Below are 15250 nucleotides of genomic sequence, written 5' to 3'. Positions count from 1 at the left end.
GCCGGTGAGAGCCCGCGCCGCCTCGTTATTGGTTATAGCTTAGGCAGCGTTCGCGATGAACTCGACTGCGTCGCCAACGGTCTTGAGGTTCTTGACCTCTTCGTCCGGGATGGTCACCTCGAACTTCTCCTCAGCGTTCACGACGATGGTCATCATCGAGATGGAGTCGATGTCCAGGTCCTCGGTGAAGGACTTGTCCAGCTGAACGTCCTCAACCTCAACGCCGGTCTCTTCGTTAACGATTTCTGCCAGACCTGCGAGGATCTCTTCCTTGTTAGCCATTCAGGGGCTCCTTTGTTTTTTCGATGGTCATCGCACCCGCCGGGTGGGGGTACGCGTGCATTACCGAGTTTATCGTGTCTGCGTGGTGTACGCATGCGTCAACTCGGAGTTTGTGGGGATGCTTTCCCGCTTTCTTTTCTTTCTCGCGCACCGGCGCTGTGCCGGTCGTGAGGGGCGGGGAGCATCGGGCTCTGGTGGTTTTCCTTAGGGAAGGACGACTACCTGAGCTGCGAATGCCAGGCCGGCACCGAAACCAATCTGCAGGGCGAGCTTGCCGGAGAGTTCCGGGTTCTCCTTGAGCAGGCGGTGCGCGGCGAGGGGGACCGATGCGGCGGAGGTGTTACCGGCATCGACGATGTCGCGTGCCACTGCCACCGTGTCGGGAAGTTTGAGGGTCTTGACCATCTGGTCAATGATGCGGGCGTTTGCCTGGTGCGGAATGAGCGCGCCGAGCTCGTCGGGGGTAATGCCGGCGGTTTCGAGTGCCTGCTTGGCGACCTTCGCCATTTCCCATACTGCCCAGCGGAAGACGGAGGGGCCGTCCTGACGCAGGGTGGGCCAAATCTTTTCGCCTTCTTCGACGGGGTTTGCGACGAAGTCGCGGTTGCGGATGTCCAGCAGGGAGTGGGTCATGCCGACGGTGCCCCAGCGGGAACCGTCCGAACCCCATACGGTCGGGGCAATGCCGGGTTCGTCGGAGACGCCTACGACTGCTGCGCCTGCGCCGTCGCCGAGCAGGAAGGAGATGGTGCGTTCGGTGTTGTCGATGAAGTCGGAGAGCTTCTCAACGCCGATGACCAGCACGTGCTTTGCGGTACCCGCGCGGACGAGGGCGTCTGCCTGGGCGATACCGTAGCAGAAACCTGCACACGCTGCGGAGATGTCGTATGCGGGGCACTTGGAGCCGATTGCGTCGGCGACCAGGGTTGCCAGGGAGGGGGTTGCGTAGGGGTGCGAAATGGTCGAAATGATGACCGCCTCAATGTCCTCACCGGCTACACCGGATGCTTCGAGAGCATCCTTGGCGGCACCGATGGCAAGGTCTGCTACCGACTGGTTTTCGCTGGCGCGGTGGCGGGTTGCGATACCGGTGCGCTGCTTGATCCACTCGTCGGAGGAGTCGATTGCCTCAACGATGTCGTCGTTGGGGACGATGACCTCGCCGCGGGCTGCGCCGTAACCGAGGATGCGGGAGTAGCGGTTGATTTCGTACTGCTTGAGGGTAGTCACGTATTCAATCCTTAGTGCTAATGCTCGCAAGGCAGTGTGTGCCTCGCATGTCTAAAGTGCATGTCTAGTGTGAAGGGTTCAGAAGTAGAGCGGGGTGCTCTCCCCCGGCGTTTAGCCCTTCAGCGAGGCAAGATCCTCGGGGGTGTTGATGGAGGTGCCGGGCACGCCGCGCATCGCACGCTTAGCCAGGCCGATCAGGGTGCCTGCGGGGGCGACCTCGATAATGCCTGCGACTTCACGCTCAAGCAGGGTTGCCATGCACAGGTCCCAGCGGACGGGGCTGGTCACCTGGGAGACGAGGGTCTTGACGAACTCTTCACCGGATGCCACAGCGGAACCGTCGCGGTTGGTCAGCAGTGCGGAGGTCGGGTCGGAAACCTTCAGGGATGCGGCGAACTCTTCCAGTGCGGGCACGGCGGGTGCCATTGCCTCGGTATGGAATGCGCCGGCGACCTTCAGGGGGATAACGCGAGCGCGTGCGGGCGGGTTCGCGGCGAATGCTTCGATGGCGGGGATGGGGCCTGCGGCTACAATCTGGCCGCCGCCGTTGGAGTTTGCGGCAACGAGGCCTGCTGCCTCGATAGCTTCGCGGACGTTTTCTTCAACGCCGCCGAGTACTGCAGCCATGCCGGTCGGGGAGGCGGCTGCCGCCTCCGCCATGCCGTTGGCACGCACGCGCACGAAACGCATTGCGTCTTCATCGCTGAGTACGCCCGCGAGGGCTGCTGCGGTGATTTCGCCGACGGAGTGACCAGCGAAGATGAGTTCTTCACCGTCGAGTTCGCGCAGTGCGAGGCGACCGGTCACAATGCCTGCAGCCACGATGAGGGGCTGGGCGATGGCGGTGTCCTTGATGGTTTCTTCTTCGGCTTCGGTGCCGTAGTGAATCAGGTCGATGCCTGCCGCTTCGGAGAGTCGTTCCAGGTGCTCACGCACACCTTCAATCTCGAGCCAGGGGCTCAGGAAGCCCTTCTTCTGGGAGCCCTGTCCGGGGCAAACGAGTGCGCGCATGCGGTGCGACCTTTCTGGTTTTTAGTACTCGTACGCGGTGCCTCCGTAGAGACGGAGACCACGGCTAGTCTGTTACCTATGCTACCTTGTTCAGCCGCTTTGTATAAACATCGCAGTGCAGAAATTCGGGGCGCACTGGGAGTTTAGGCGGTGGTTGAACAGTGTATAGCTTAGATTGAACTCACCCATTCGTACAACCCGGACGGGCAAGGTTCAAATAGAGAGACATTAGCGGCGGCGTTCCGAAGTGCTCCCCCGCACTAGGCGGCGGCCTTCCCCGGGCGCGAAACCTAGGCGCGCGGATGCGCCCGCGCGTACGTCTCCGCCAGACGCTTCATCGACACGTGCGTGTAAATCTGCGTGGTCGCTAACGACGAATGGCCCAGCAGCTCCTGCACCGAACGAATATCAGCGCCACCGTCCACCAGGTGAGTCGCCACCGAATGACGCAAAACGTGCGCACCCGACGCCTGAGTGTTCTCCACCGTGCGCAGCAGACGGGTCAGGTCCTCACGAATCTGACGGGCATTCGCACGCCCACCCCGAGGACCAATAAACAGCGCCGTCACGCCCTGGGACCCTTCCGGAATCCACTGCGGACGACCGTAGGACACCCAACGATTCAACGCCTTAAGCGCCGGGGTTCCCAGCGGCACCACGCGCTCCTTATTGCCCTTACCCAGCACGCGCACCGTCTTATTCGCCCGGTCCACGCTCTGCAAATCCAGGCCGGTCAGCTCAGAAATACGCATACCCGAGGCGTACAGCACCTCAACGACCGCCTCCAGGCGCAGCAGACGTGCATCACGAGGATCCTGCGCCCGACGCTCCTGCAGGGTCGCCAGCAGCTGGTTCATCTGCTCGCGGCTCAGCACCGGCGGCAGGTGATTCTCCCGCTTGGGGGTGCGCATACCGCGCGTGGGGTTCGAGTGCACCAGCTCTTCTTCCTGAGCCCAGGTGAAGAACGTACGCAGAGTCGAACCGCGGCGCGCCACCGTAGAACGAGCCGCCTGCCGCAGATGCAACGAACCCAACCACTCACGAATCAGGGACGCATCAATGCTGTCCAGATGCCGCACACCGCGGCGCGCCATATAGCCGAAGAAGCCCTCCAAATCCGAGATATAGGAGCGGATCGTCTCTTCGGAACGGTGCTTCTCATAGCGCAGAAAACGCTCAAAACGGTCCAGGACGGGGCGGAACACCTCGCCGGAAACACCCAGTGCCGACTCGGGTAGCGTAGAGCTCTCTACATGCTCCGGCGCAAGCGTGCGGGTGTAGGTCACCGGCAGGGTCGTGGAGGGAGCCTCATCCCGGTATTCCTCGCGATTCTCGTTCCGGTTTTCAGCCCAGTTTTCGTGCTGGCGGGCGGGGGTCATGCGTCCCTCCTTTCGTGTATTCTCGATGCGCCTATCGATGGTGCGGCGGCGGGGTAGGCGGGGGGGGGTAGGCTCTGGGCCAGTGCGCGCAAGCCTACCCCCAATTGTAGAGAGGTTCCGAGATCTCCACGTGCCGCCCCGTCATCAGGAAGAACCCTACGCCGCAACCGCCGGGCGGACCTTCCTCCAGCTCGTTCCGCTGCTCTCCGCCAGACCGCAGCGACCCAGGTGGAATAGGTCAGCCATCACGTCGCGAGCGCTCAACCCGAGGGCGGCGGCAATCTCGTCCACGCCGCGGTAGGAGCGCGGGCTCAAGTCATCCCAGACCCTACCCTGTCGCTCGGTCAGCTCATCCAGCGCACTGGAGGACGCCACCTGATCCCATTCGCTCTCGTGTTCGGTGCCCAGCTCGAAACCGGCGGCGGCATCGTACTCGAGAATATCGGCGGCCTCGGTGAGTGTTTGCGCTAGTCCATCGCGCAGCAGACGGTTCGTGCCCACCGAATTCGGCGAATTAATCTGCCCCGGAACCGCCCAGAGCGTACGCCCAATCTCCATCGCGTGACGAGCCGTATTCAGGGCACCGGAACGCCAGCGCGCCTCCACCACAATGGTGTGCCGCGCCAACGCCGCAATCAGGCGGTTACGCTCCAGAAAACGCCAACGCGTGGGGGTGTTACCCACGCTCACCTCGCTCATGATGAGCCCGCGGTCAACAATCATGTTCAACGCATCCGAGTTCTGCGCCGGGTAGAGTCGATCCAGCCCGCCCGCCATGAAGGCGATGGTCGGCAGGTCGCTACCCTGCTGGGTCAGCGCCGCCCGATGCGCCGCAATATCAATGCCCATCGCGCCACCAGAAATCACCGTGTACCCGCGGCGCGCCAGCTCAGCGGCGAGGTGGGTCGTCGCCTCCGTACCGTAGATGCTCGGGTCACGAGAACCGACCAGCGCAACGCTCGGGGCAGACGCCACATCCAGCAGGTGCCGAGAATCGCCTCGACACCACAGCCCGTACGGGCGGGCGGGCCCCAAATCGTTCAGCTGCGGCGGCCACAGCGGATCGGCGGGAGTGACCAGCCACGCCCCGCAGGTTGCCGCCATGTGCGCCTCCGCGTTCAGGGTACGTTCCATGCGGCGGTTCCAGCGCAGGCGGCGGGTCGCGAGCGCCTTGCCGAACTTATCGCGGCTCAGCTGATGCTCACCCGGCGTGTAGTAGCCATTCGCAGTGGAAAACAGGGCGGACTCCCCCTCGGCGGGTGCACCCACCGAGTGCAGAAATTCACTCAGCTGCTCGTCCGGCTCGCCGTGCTCCCAGGTGTGCTCATCCGGGATGTGCCCGGTCAGCAGATAGTGCAGGGTCAGCGGCGCACCCAGGGTGGTGAGGGATTCAACCACGAGCTCATCGGCGGGCTCGGCGTAGCGCATCAGCTGGGCGGTACAGCAGCGGATGTACTCGCGGCACGCTGCCTCAAGCTCCTCCGCGCTGAGGGAGGGGTTGAACAGGGGCGCGGGCTCAGAGCTGGTGGAGGCTGTGCCCGCCGCGGGGTCGGGACGCTCGCCCTGTAGTTTCTCCCCTGGCTGTTCCTGCTGGTTCATCTCTTCCGGGCGCATCTCTTCCAGGTACACCGGGTTCAGGCAGGAGGCGAGGAACCCCGGCAACCGCGCCGCGTTGTACGGGCTCGGCGAAGGCTCCTGCCCCAGCGATAGAATATGCGCCACCCTCTCACGCACCAGGGCGTGCCTATCCAGGGTGCGACCGGGCAGGCGAATCTGAAGTTCCTCCTGCACAAAATCCTCCGCCGCGTGCTCTTCGTGCACGCTCTCTTCTGGCACATGCTCTCCCGGTACGCGCTCTTCCAGCGCTGTTTCTCTCAGCCCGTTTTCTTTCAGCCCAGCTTCTTGCAATTCAGCCTCTTCAGCTCGTTTTCTAAGCTTCTTCTCACTCATGACCTTCTTCTCCTTTCATCAGTGATTCGTTCTATCAACCGGCACGCTATGTCAGCCGCCTCTATTTCAGCTGCCCCTGCTGCCTCAAAAAGAGCGCCACATCCAGGTGCTCCCGGCTCGGGTAGGCGGCACCCTCCAAATCCGCAAGAGTCCAGGCGATACGCAGCACCCGGTCATAGCCGCGAGCCGTCAGCGTGCCCCGATCCACGGCGGCGTTCAGCTCGCCAGTGAGCTTCGCATCCAGACGCAACGGGCCGCGCAGAATCTTGCCGTTCATCTCCGCATTCGTCTTCAACCCGTACGGTTCCAGGCGCTCCCGCTGAGCCTGCCGCGCCGCCATGACGCGCTCGCGAATCTGCGCCGAACTCTCATTCACCTGACCGCCCGCTAGCTCCGTGGACGACACCTTCGGAACCGTCACATTCACATCAATGCGGTCCACCAGCGGGCCGGACAGCCGCCCAAAATAGGCGCGACGCTCACGCGGGGCGCACGTGCACTCCGTACCGGTACCCACGTTCATGCCGCAGGGGCACGGATTCGCCGCCAGAATCAGCTGAAAACGCGCCGGATACGTCGCCGATGCGCTCGAACGATCCAGGGTCACGGTCCCCGACTCCAGGGGCTGGCGCAGCGAATCCAGCACAGTACGTTTGAACTCCGGCGCCTCGTCCAGAAAGAGCACGCCGCGGTGCGCTTTCGAGACACAGCCCGGGCGGGGAATGCCGCTGCCACCGCCCAAAATCGCCGGCGCGGAGGCACTATGATGCGGCGCCTCAAACGGCGGCTGACGCACCAGCTCGCTCAGGTGCTCCCCCGCCGAGCAGAGGGAACGAATCGCGGTCACCTCCATCGCGGCGTCGTTGTCGAGGGTCGGCAGGATGCTCGGCAGGCGCTCCGCCAGCATGGTTTTACCCGAACCGGGAGGGCCGGTCAGCAGCATGTGGTGGCCGCCCGCGGCGGCAATTTCCAGGGCAAAACGACCCTGCGACTGGCCGGCAACATCGCTCATATCCGAAGGGATTTCAGCCGGTTTCGCCGCCGGTGCGCTCGCCTCCGTCTGCGGGGCGGGCGGGTAGGTCAGCTTCTGGCTCTCGGCGCCGAGAGCGGCAAAAACCTCCGCCAGGCAGCGGAAACCACTCACCTGCGCGCCGGGAATGAGCGCCGCCTCCTCAGCATTTTCGGCGGGCACAATCACGCGGTGGTGACCGGCGTCCACGGCGGCTTTAACCGCGGGCAGGATGCCCGGCACGGGGCGTAGCGTTCCATCCAGGCCCAGCTCGCCCAGGAAGACGCTATCGCCGCTGGGATGTAGTTTCTTTTCTGCCTGTAGCGCCGCCACTACGATGGCAAGGTCAAACGCCGAGCCGCGTTTGGGCAGGGTCGCCGGGGTCAGGTTCACGGTGAGCCGGTGCTGAGTGAGGGTGATGCCGGTGTTCTTCGCCGCGGAGCGCACACGCTCTTTAGACTCGTTGAGTGCGGTGTCCGGCAGGCCCAGCAGCACGAAGCCGGGTAGGCCCTGCGAAATGTCCGCCTCAACGTCAACGATATGCCCGCGCAGACCAACCAGCGCCACGGAATAGGTGCGTGCGAATCCCATTACGCCACCGCCTTCAGATGCTCGAAGGTGAAGGTTTCGCAGGTTCCGGTCACCGCAATTGCGTCAACGCGAAAGCGCGGAAAATCCAGGTTCTCGCGCAGGCGGCACCATAGAATCGCCAGTGAGCGCGTGCGGCGCGCCTTATCGCGGTCAATGGAGGCGAACGGGTGCCCAAAGTCTTCGCTGCTGCGGGTCTTGACCTCAACGAAAACCAGTTCATCCTCGGGGGCAATGGCGATTAGGTCGAGCTCCCCGCGGATCTGTTCATGTTCCAGTCCGGCGGGCGGTCGCCAGTTCCTCTCCAGAATCCGGTAGCCGTTCGCCTCCAGGATGCGGGCGGTCAGCTCCTCGCCCCACCGCCCGACGCTGTGGGCGCGGGGCTGGGCGTTCTGAGGCTGGGTTCTGCGGGGCGCGCTTCGGGTTGCGGTACGGGCTGTTATTCGGGCTGTTGTCATGGGTCTCTCCCCCGGTAGATAGCGGTAGTGCTTCTACTGTGCCCGCCGCGCGCGTGCCCGAACGCGGTTAACGAAAAACTGTGGATAACCTCGGCTCCCAGAAGGAATTAGAGGTTATCCACAGTCGTTTATTTGAAATTTTGGGGCATATTTTTCAAAAACGCGGCTCGGGTGCCGATTCGGCGCGTCATATTTGCGCAGGTTCGTTGCCTAGTTCTGCGCGCACTTTCATCACTCAGTCCCGCCACCCAGCAGCCCAGCACCGGCGCGCCTACCCGCGGTTACCCTCGGCGAGGCATTGAATCATGCTTGAGCTAGGCGTCGAAGTCCGGCATTTCCGGCACGGTGAATTCCTGGTTGGGCAGGCGCTCCTCTACGTTCACGTCACGCACCGAGTAGGCGTGCACCTTCTTCACAAAGCGGTTGGAGCGGAATACATCCCACACCCACACGTCGCTCATGCTCACCTCAAAGTAGAGGGTGCCGTCCTGCACGTGCGGGGTGACGTCCACCTGGTTCGCCAGGTAGAAGCGTCGGTCGGTTTCTACCGCGTAGCTAAAGAGCGACATGACGTCTTTGTATTCGCGGTAGAGCGCCATTTGGGCGTCGGTCTCGTAGTTTTCGAGGTCTTCTGCGCTCACTACTCTTCCTTTCCTGGGCTTTATTAGTACTAATTCAGCGGTGGCACGTTAGGCTCTAGCAGGCTTCCGAGGCGCGGTTTTCAGGAATACCACGCACTCTAGCCGCGCTGTGCCGCCGCAGCCTCAATCTGCTCGGCGGTTGCCGGAAGCAACCATGACAGTCGATGCTGCGGGGTGGGGCCCTGCACGCTAATCGCCTCGCGGTGAGCGGCAGATCCGTAGCCCTTGTTCTTTGCCCAGCCGTACCCCGGGTAGCGGGTATCCAGCTGAACCATCAGCTCGTCACGTTCAACCTTCGCAACCACCGATGCGGCGGCGATGGAGGCGCACTTGTAGTCGCCCTTAATGACCATGGTCACCGGCATCTGCGCGGGCTCACATGCACCGCCTACGCCTTCCCACGCTTGGGTGCACAGTTCGTTGTAGTGCGCCTGCGCCGGGTCCGGTGCCAGCGCGCTGAACAGGTCCTCCTGCGGAGGGGTGAACCAGTCGTGCTTACCGTCCAGCAGGGCGGCGTCGGCACGGTATCCGCGGCGCGCCAGCTCGGCGAGCGCACGCTGGGCGGCAAGCCTCAGCGAGAGGGTCATGCCGAGCCGGTCAATATCTGCCGGTTCCACGTGCCCGACCGCCACGGCGCACCACTGGCGAATCTCGGGAACCATGGATTCGCGGCGCGCCGGTGAGAGCGCCTTGGAATCGATCAGCCCGCCCACCTCGAGGGTGGCGTCCGGGGTGAGGATTGCGACGCCCACGGTGACCGGGCCCGCCATGGAGCCGCGGCCTACCTCGTCGATTCCGGCAACCGTGCGGGCGCCGGAGGCGAAGAGCTGCTGCTCGTACTCGAGGTCGGCGGCGGGCGGGGTTGCCTTCGCGGGCTTAGCTTGAGCGGGTTTCGTTGCGCTCTTCTGGGCGCTCACCATCATTGCTACGCTCGCTTATTCGCTCGGGGTGGAGGTCGGTGCGGGAATCGAGGAGAACACCGAGCTCTGATCCTGCAGCAGACCGAAGTGGTTCAGCGGCCACGTCACCACGAACACGTTACCCTGCACGTCATCCTTGGAGATGAACGCGGTGCCGTCGCTAATGTGGTAGCGGGAGTCAGCGGAGTTGCTGCGGTGGTCACCCATGACGAAGTACTTGCCGGCGGGCACAGTCACCTTAAACGCCAGCTCGGAGGGCGGGTTGCCCGGGTACAGGTACGGTTCGGTAATCTCTACGCCGTTGACCTTGATCTTGCCGTTGCCGTCGCTTTCGACCACGTCACCGGGAGTACCGATAACGCGCTTGACCAGGAAGTTCGAGGAGGTATCCGGCAGAATACCCGCGAAGGACAGGGCATCCTTGAGCGGGCTGCTGGTCTTCTGGGTGGAGGGAATCCAACCCTGAGAGTCCTTGAAGACGATGACGTCGCCGCGCTTGGGCTCGCTAAAGTAGGAGCCCGCCACGTTGATGAACACGCGGTCGTTGACCTGCAGGGTCTGCTCCATGGAGCCGGAAGGAATGTAGAAGCCGCGCAGCAGGAAGGTCTTGACCAGGAATGCGATGACCAGCGCGTAGAGGATGACGGTGCCGCCTTCGCGTGCCTGCACCCAGAGCCATTCGCCGAGGCGGCCTTCTTCCTGCGCCTGGGAGTAGGTCAGCTCTGCCTGTTCGGCGCGCTTTGCCTTGCGGCGTTCCCTGGGGGTCATTTCGGAGAAGTCCTTGGTGGTTTCCACGTCTGCGGCTGTCTCCTCGTCGGTGGCTTCTTCGCGCTTAGTGTTCTTCGCGGCGGAAGAAGTCGCAACGGCGGCATCTGCGGAGGCGGCGCTCGCCTCGGCGCTAGCTACCACCTCGTGATCGCGCTCAGAGGTGCTCTTAGTATCGCTTTCGGTGGAAGAGACAGCGCTCCAGGGGGCTGCCTTCTCGGTCGAGGCCTTCTCATCTGCCGTCTTTTCGGCGGCGAGGCGCGCGAAGTACTCTTCCATTTCGCGGCGCTCGCGGCGGCTTTGAGGCTGGTATCCCTCGGGGAAGGGGCTGGTGTTCGCAGTGTTCTTGTCGTCTGCCATGCTGGAGTGAGCCTTTCGTTTGAGAGATACCTAGCTCGAGTGAAACGGTACCTAGCTATTGTATCGAGAGTGTTTGCGCTCTTGGGCTTTTATTTTCTGAGAGCGGCAAGGTTCTCAGAAAGCGGGGTCTCAGAATATGCAAAAACCGCTCCTTGCCCGCGGAATGCGGTTGGGGAGCGGTTTGCAACAGAATTCTGTATCTATAAAGATTAGAACTCGCGCTTCTCGCGGATACGAGCAGCCTTACCGTGGCGGTCGCGCATGTAGTACAGCTTTGCACGACGGACGTCACCGCGGGTCACCAGCTCGATCTTCTCGATGGAGGGAGAGTGAACCGGGAAGGTACGCTCAACACCAACGCCGAAGGAAACCTTGCGGACGGTGAAGGTCTCGCGAACGCCTGCACCCTGGCGGCCAACGACGAAGCCCTTGAAGACCTGGATACGGTGGTTCTTACCTTCAACGATCTTAACGTGAACGTTCAGGGTGTCACCGGGGCCGAATGCGGGGATGTCGTCACGGAGGGACTTCTTGTCGAGGAAGTCAAGAGTCTGCATAGTTGTAGATCTCCAGAGTCATCTGCCGCAGGTCAAATAGACTCAGATTGCTCTGCCCCTCTGCGGGACAGAAAACTTGATGCTTCGGACAGGATTGGTGCCCGAAGGTTGACATCGTTGGTCGCTCTTCCCCCTGCGGCAGGGGCGTGCCCGATGTCAACACAATGCTCCATTATCCCAATGCACCCGCGTTTATGCAAGCATCCGGGGAGCACTTTTAGAAGGGGGGTTCGTCACTCTGCACTCCCCCCGCCCTGGGATGCACTGTTCTGTGCCGAAGCACCCGGAGCGGTCATGCCCGGCACCTCCGGGTTCTGCTGGGGTGCGTACTGAGGTGCTTCCTGCGGCGGCGCGTACTGCTGCGGCGCACCCGGCATACCCTGCTGAGGTGCGCCCTGCAGGGAGCCCTCGTTGACCGTGCGCTTCTCCACGGTGCGGGCGAAGGTGCTCGTACCGTAGTTCAGGTCGTGACCGATGCCGAGGGCATCCACCTCTACGGTAGTGCCCTGCGTGCCGTCTTCGCGGTTCCAGCGGCTAATGCGCTGGCGGCCACTCACGACCAGCGGCTGCCCCTTCTCAATGGAGGTGGCGATGTTCTGCGCGAGGCGGCGGTAGGCTTTCACGGTGTACCAGTTGGTGGTGCCTTCCTTCCAGGTGCCGGTGGCGTCCTGCCAGCGCGGGGTGCTGGCGAGGCGAAAGTTCACGACGGGCACCCCGTTGGGCAGGGTGCTCAGTGCCGGGTCGGAGGCGGTGAATCCGCGGATCAGGATGGTGTCGCTCATGGTTTCTCCTTAGAAACTAGTGGGTGGGTTCCTTCACCTTGCCAGCGCTGAGCCGACCCTGCACCCTGCGGCTACTGCTTCTGTGGATAACCTTGCGTTTTGCGGTTTTGAGTGCCGTCTGTGGATAGAGTTTTTGAACTTTTCACCCTGTTTTTTCAAAAATCGCCCGTAAGTAGCGCGCTCCCCACAGAAATATGACGACCGCTCCCCCACGGCTAAGACCCCCATCCCCACTCACCAAAACCTCCGCAACCTCCACCCCGCACAGCATCGTGACAGGTATCTCAGCGTCGGGGCGGCTATTTTTGCCCTCAAGTTCACTATTTCCACCCCGCTCCCTCTATCCTTGATGATGCGGTGCACTCAGCCGCGTCCCGTCTACCCGTCTTGGAGAACCCGTGAGCAAAAAGCCCGCGAACAACAACCTGCCCTCCCTGCAGGAACTTCAGCAGCTGCAGCGCAACCTGCCCAAGCTGCCCGATTCGATGGACCCGCAGAAGAAGCGCCTCATTTACGGCCTGCTCGCCCTGTTTGCTGTGATCGTGCTGATTATTGGCCTGGTCTACGTGAGCAAGAACGGCGTGGATGGGCTGCTTGGCACCGATAAGAGCACCTCATCCACCGCAGATGACGAAGAAGCGAACGTCGCAACGGAAACCCTCGCCGAGGTCAAGAACCCGTACAAGGCGGTTGACCCCGCGACCGCGCTCGCACCGGATCTTGCGACCGCGAAGAACGAACTGGCGTCCCTGCAGGTGAAGGATCGCGCCTCGAAGAACGGTTACTCCCGCGACCAGTTCGGCCCCGCCTGGGATGACGTTGACGGCAACAAGTGCAACACCCGCGACGACATTCTGCGCCGCGACCTGACCAACGTTCGTTTCAAGGTCAGGACCCACGCATGCACCGTCATCAGCGGCACTCTGGCTGACCCGTACACCGGCAAGACCATCGAGTTCAAGCGCGGCAAGAAGACCTCCTCGGCTGTGCAGATTGACCACGTGGTGGCCCTCTCGAACGCATGGCAGACCGGCGCGCAGGACCTGACCGCAGAGCAGCGCCGCCAGCTGGCGAACGACCCGGAGAACCTGCTCGCCGCAGACGGTCCGGCGAACCAGCAGAAGTCCGATGCGGACGCCTCCGAGTGGCTGCCGAGCAACACCGCCTACCGCTGCACCTACGTGGCTCGTCAGGTGCACGTGAAGGCGAAGTACAAGCTGTGGGTGACCGCGGATGAGAAGAAGGTTATGGAGCGCGTGCTCAACTCCTGCAAGGACACGAACCCGACCAAGAAATAGCCCCTACTAAGAAATAGCCTCCCGGCACCGCCTCCTTACGTACGGCGGCAAATAAACGTCAAAGCATACAGAAAACCGCCCCGCACCCTCATTGTGAAGGTGCGGGGCGGTTCTTTGTGCGGCGCCCCAGGAGGGAATCGAACCCCCGACCAAGAGATTAGAAGGCTCCTGCTCTATCCTCTGAGCTACTGAGGCCTTCCTCTAGGGTACATGAGAATTTGATCCTCTCATGCACCGCGCCTCTCACGCGGGGGCCGGTCCGTTGGGCGGCGCATCCGGCTGACGCGCTAGGAGCCTACCTTGGCGGCTTCGCGTTCTGCCTTCTTCACCTCGCGGCGGCGTGCACGGCGGCGGGTTGCGCCGGGGAACAGCTGCCACCACAGGCGGATGGTGGTGCGTCGAATCTGCGTGGGGTGCAGGCTCACGTACACCAGGCGGCGGGTTGCCGGGTCGAGGGCGACCAGGTAGATGATGTAGCCCAGGCAGATAACCGTCGCGATGAGTCGGCCCATGTCCTGGTTGAAGTCACGCAGGTAGGGTGACACGTTCAGCTGGTCGCTCACGCCGTACGCCATGAAGAACAGCGTGGTGATGAAGTACCACATGAGCTGGAAGTGCGAGCGCAGGCCGGTTGCGGCGAGCATCGGGATGGCCCAGAGCAGGTACCAGGGCTGAATCATGGGGCTGCACAGGAGCATGAACAGGATCGCGAGGCCGGCGTGGCGCACGATGTTGCGGTCGCGTCCAACGAATGCCATGGCTACTGCGCCGAGCATGCCGATGCCCTTGCCGACGGTCTCGATGAGCTTGCGGACGACCTCGAAGGCGTCTCCCTGAACGAACAGGGATGCGGCGCCGATGACTAGGCCGAAGGGGGTGTACCAGATGTACTGGCCACCAGTGGTGGACAGTGCCTTAATCCAGCCGAATTCCAGTCCGGTCACCCAGCCCATGAGCGCCATTTCGGCGAGCAGCAGCACGCCGGAGAGCGCCCAGAAGATGAACTTGCGCGGCCAGGAGGCGTTCTTACCCGCCCAGAGCAGACCCACGAAGGGCAGCACCACGAGAGCGAGCGGCTTGACGGCAACGCCGAGGGCTACGAAGGTCACGCCGAGCGGGCCGCCCCACCAGGTGTCACGGTAGCGCTTGGCGTAGTAGAGGCCGCCGAGCATGAACATGGTCATGAGCGAGTCGTTGTGGCCGCTGGCAATGAACGATGCGATGAACAGCGGGTTCGGGCCGATTTGCCAGAGGGCGCGGACCTGGTTGAAGCCGTGTGCCTTGGCGAGTTTTGCCACGTAGAAGAGGATGCCGATGACCGCGAGCACGGAGAGCAGGCGGAAGTAGAAGAGGGAGAGGTCGATGTTCTCCCCCGCCAGGCGCACAATCCACTCTTCGAGCGTGAGGGAGACCGGGCCGTACGGGGGCGGGGATTCCGCCCACATGGGGTCCGCACCGTTCTGCATGAAGTTCGAGATTTCGGAGACACCGTGCTTGTACGGGTTGAGGCCGTGCGCCATGACCATGCCCTGTCCATAGTAGGAGAACATGTCGCGGCTGTAGATGGTGAAGGCGAAGACCTGCGGCAGGGACCAGCTGGTGATGACGGCGATCATCCAACGCATGGTGTTTGGTTCGTTCCAGTCGCCCATTTTCTGGTAGATACGCAGCCATTCACGGCACATGATCATAGCACCGAGGGCGAGCAGAATAATGCCGGTGATGACCCATGCGGCTTCGAATCGGATGGCGCGGATAATGTCATAGCGCCAGAAGCTGGAGCTGTCGGCGAGCCAGCCGACGGCGTAGGAGCCGAGGGTGACCATGATGGAGCCGATGGTGCCGATAATCACCGTGCGCAGACGGTGGTTATTGACGTAGTCCAAGAGTTTGGGTGAGAGAGGTGCGTCGTGTGCGCCGGGGGTGTTGAGCCGGTGTGCTAGCTCCTTTGGTGCGCGCATAACTCCCTTTCTGTCTGCATCGTCGTTCTGGTTTTTATCATACCGGAGCCCTTGGATGC

At 62.6% G+C, this 15250-nt stretch carries 14 protein-coding genes and 1 tRNA gene; 1 reads left to right on the top strand and 14 read right to left on the bottom strand.

The window, feature by feature from the left end:
• Nucleotides 1-39 precede the first annotated feature (39 nt).
• The 12 genes from RWL87_RS06180 to ssb all read right to left on the bottom strand — a co-directional run bounded on the left by RWL87_RS06180 (nucleotide 40) and on the right by ssb (nucleotide 11932).
• Nucleotides 40-282, bottom strand: coding sequence for an acyl carrier protein (locus RWL87_RS06180; RefSeq protein ID WP_005507475.1), 243 nt, complete (start codon nucleotides 280-282; stop codon nucleotides 40-42).
• Nucleotides 283-486: 204 nt separating this feature from the next.
• Nucleotides 487-1512 (bottom strand): beta-ketoacyl-ACP synthase III, encoded by a 1026-nt coding sequence (locus RWL87_RS06175; protein WP_070616430.1) that lies wholly within the window; start codon nucleotides 1510-1512, stop codon nucleotides 487-489.
• A gap of 111 nt (nucleotides 1513-1623) precedes the next feature.
• Entirely contained in the window at nucleotides 1624-2523 is a 900-nt protein-coding gene (locus tag RWL87_RS06170; protein WP_313969262.1) for an ACP S-malonyltransferase, read from the bottom strand.
• 290 nt (nucleotides 2524-2813) lie between these two features.
• Nucleotides 2814-3902: a tyrosine recombinase XerC gene (locus RWL87_RS06165; protein ID WP_313969261.1), complete on the bottom strand. Its 1089-nt coding sequence runs from the start codon at nucleotides 3900-3902 to the stop codon at nucleotides 2814-2816.
• A 156-nt stretch (nucleotides 3903-4058) separates the two neighbouring features.
• Complete coding sequence (gene dprA / locus RWL87_RS06160) at nucleotides 4059-5738, bottom strand: DNA-processing protein DprA (protein WP_313969260.1); 1680 nt, start codon at nucleotides 5736-5738, stop codon at nucleotides 4059-4061.
• A 175-nt stretch (nucleotides 5739-5913) separates the two neighbouring features.
• Nucleotides 5914-7452: a YifB family Mg chelatase-like AAA ATPase gene (locus tag RWL87_RS06155; RefSeq protein ID WP_049354771.1), complete on the bottom strand. Its 1539-nt coding sequence runs from the start codon at nucleotides 7450-7452 to the stop codon at nucleotides 5914-5916.
• Nucleotides 7452-7907 (bottom strand): YraN family protein, encoded by a 456-nt coding sequence (locus RWL87_RS06150; protein ID WP_313969259.1) that lies wholly within the window; start codon nucleotides 7905-7907, stop codon nucleotides 7452-7454. The genes RWL87_RS06155 and RWL87_RS06150 overlap by 1 nt, the downstream gene beginning before the upstream one ends.
• A gap of 314 nt (nucleotides 7908-8221) precedes the next feature.
• On the bottom strand, nucleotides 8222-8548 hold the full coding sequence (locus RWL87_RS06145; RefSeq protein ID WP_313969258.1) for a DUF2469 domain-containing protein: 327 nt from the start codon (nucleotides 8546-8548) through the stop codon (nucleotides 8222-8224).
• A 98-nt stretch (nucleotides 8549-8646) separates the two neighbouring features.
• Complete coding sequence (locus RWL87_RS06140; RefSeq protein WP_313969276.1) at nucleotides 8647-9468, bottom strand: ribonuclease HII; 822 nt, start codon at nucleotides 9466-9468, stop codon at nucleotides 8647-8649.
• A gap of 15 nt (nucleotides 9469-9483) precedes the next feature.
• The gene (gene lepB, locus RWL87_RS06135) at nucleotides 9484-10593 is read right to left on the bottom strand and encodes a signal peptidase I (RefSeq protein ID WP_313969257.1); all 1110 of its coding nucleotides are present in this window, start codon (nucleotides 10591-10593) and stop codon (nucleotides 9484-9486) included.
• A gap of 209 nt (nucleotides 10594-10802) precedes the next feature.
• Nucleotides 10803-11150 (bottom strand): 50S ribosomal protein L19, encoded by a 348-nt coding sequence (rplS, locus tag RWL87_RS06130; protein WP_012903660.1) that lies wholly within the window; start codon nucleotides 11148-11150, stop codon nucleotides 10803-10805.
• Between the two features lie 233 nt (nucleotides 11151-11383).
• Nucleotides 11384-11932 (bottom strand): single-stranded DNA-binding protein, encoded by a 549-nt coding sequence (gene ssb, locus RWL87_RS06125; protein ID WP_313969256.1) that lies wholly within the window; start codon nucleotides 11930-11932, stop codon nucleotides 11384-11386.
• Between the two features lie 398 nt (nucleotides 11933-12330).
• Between ssb and RWL87_RS06120 the strand changes: the two genes are divergently transcribed.
• On the top strand, nucleotides 12331-13230 hold the full coding sequence (locus RWL87_RS06120) for an HNH endonuclease family protein (protein ID WP_070830649.1): 900 nt from the start codon (nucleotides 12331-12333) through the stop codon (nucleotides 13228-13230).
• A gap of 122 nt (nucleotides 13231-13352) precedes the next feature.
• Here the strand turns inward: RWL87_RS06120 and RWL87_RS06115 are convergent.
• Both RWL87_RS06115 and mptB read right to left on the bottom strand, forming a co-directional pair.
• A tRNA-Arg gene (locus RWL87_RS06115) sits at nucleotides 13353-13425 on the bottom strand.
• Between the two features lie 92 nt (nucleotides 13426-13517).
• Entirely contained in the window at nucleotides 13518-15191 is a 1674-nt protein-coding gene (gene mptB / locus RWL87_RS06110; protein WP_313969255.1) for a polyprenol phosphomannose-dependent alpha 1,6 mannosyltransferase MptB, read from the bottom strand.
• Nucleotides 15192-15250 lie beyond the last annotated feature (59 nt).

It is taken from the genome of uncultured Rothia sp., assembly GCF_963555405.1.
GTDB lineage: Bacteria > Actinomycetota > Actinomycetes > Actinomycetales > Micrococcaceae > Rothia.
The sequence above is the reverse complement of the archived record's forward strand: the minus strand, read 5'-3'. Positions and strand labels throughout refer to the sequence as shown.

What these genes read in the sequence shown, in the direction of transcription:
- RWL87_RS06180 (WP_005507475.1), bottom strand. Translation starts at nt 282, where the DNA reads ATGGCTAACAAGGAAGAGATCCTCGCAGGTCTGGCAGAAATCGTTAAC.
- RWL87_RS06170 (WP_313969262.1), bottom strand. Translation starts at nt 2,523, where the DNA reads ATGCGCGCACTCGTTTGCCCCGGACAGGGCTCCCAGAAGAAGGGCTTC.
- RWL87_RS06165 (WP_313969261.1), bottom strand. Translation starts at nt 3,902, where the DNA reads ATGACCCCCGCCCGCCAGCACGAAAACTGGGCTGAAAACCGGAACGAG.
- RWL87_RS06155 (WP_049354771.1), bottom strand. Translation starts at nt 7,452, where the DNA reads ATGGGATTCGCACGCACCTATTCCGTGGCGCTGGTTGGTCTGCGCGGG.
- RWL87_RS06150 (WP_313969259.1), bottom strand. Translation starts at nt 7,907, where the DNA reads ATGACAACAGCCCGAATAACAGCCCGTACCGCAACCCGAAGCGCGCCC.
- RWL87_RS06140 (WP_313969276.1), bottom strand. Translation starts at nt 9,468, where the DNA reads ATGGTGAGCGCCCAGAAGAGCGCAACGAAACCCGCTCAAGCTAAGCCC.
- lepB (WP_313969257.1), bottom strand. Translation starts at nt 10,593, where the DNA reads ATGGCAGACGACAAGAACACTGCGAACACCAGCCCCTTCCCCGAGGGA.
- rplS (WP_012903660.1), bottom strand. Translation starts at nt 11,150, where the DNA reads ATGCAGACTCTTGACTTCCTCGACAAGAAGTCCCTCCGTGACGACATC.
- ssb (WP_313969256.1), bottom strand. Translation starts at nt 11,932, where the DNA reads ATGAGCGACACCATCCTGATCCGCGGATTCACCGCCTCCGACCCGGCA.
- mptB (WP_313969255.1), bottom strand. Translation starts at nt 15,191, where the DNA reads ATGCGCGCACCAAAGGAGCTAGCACACCGGCTCAACACCCCCGGCGCA.